At 62.6% G+C, this 537-nt stretch carries 1 protein-coding gene; it reads left to right on the top strand.

The genetic code is table 11. The features are described 5' to 3' along the window. The coding region (locus NW837_RS15595) for a DUF4143 domain-containing protein (protein ID WP_414332590.1) at window positions 1-537 on the top strand (537 nt) is incomplete at both ends.

Genomic DNA, 537 nt, shown 5'->3' with positions numbered 1-537 from the left:
ATCGGCGTGCTGCGACGGCTGGTGCGCCACCTGCTGAGCAACCCTAGCGCGGTGTTCAGCATCAACAAGTTCTACAACGACCTGCGTTCGCAAGGCGTCTCGGTCAGCAAGGACACCCTCCACACCCTGCTGGGACATCTGGAGGATGCCTTCCTGATCCGCACCGTGCCGTTTTTCGCCTACTCACAGGCGCAGCAGCGGGTACATCCGCGCACGGTGTATCCGATAGACACGGGCTTTATCCCCTTCTACACCGCGCCGCGCCCCTTCCCTGTCGGGCACGCCTTGGAGACCTGCGTGCTACTGGAACTGCTGCGGCGCAAAATGGAGGTGTCGTACCTACGCACTGCCTCTGGATACGAGGTGGACTTTGTCGCGTTCAGCCCCGATGGAGCCGTCCTGCTGATTCAGGCGTGCGCCGACTTGTCAGATTCGGCGACTCATGCACGCGAAGTGCGCGCCTTACTGGACGCTGCCTCACAGTTCCCGAACGCGAGTCTGCACATCATCACACTTGAGACCGCCCCGCCCCCCGCC

Source organism: Synechococcus sp. R6-10 (assembly GCF_047461815.1).
Taxonomy (GTDB): Bacteria; Cyanobacteriota; Cyanobacteriia; order Thermostichales; family Thermostichaceae; genus Thermostichus.
The sequence above is the reverse complement of the archived record's forward strand: the minus strand, read 5'-3'. Positions and strand labels throughout refer to the sequence as shown.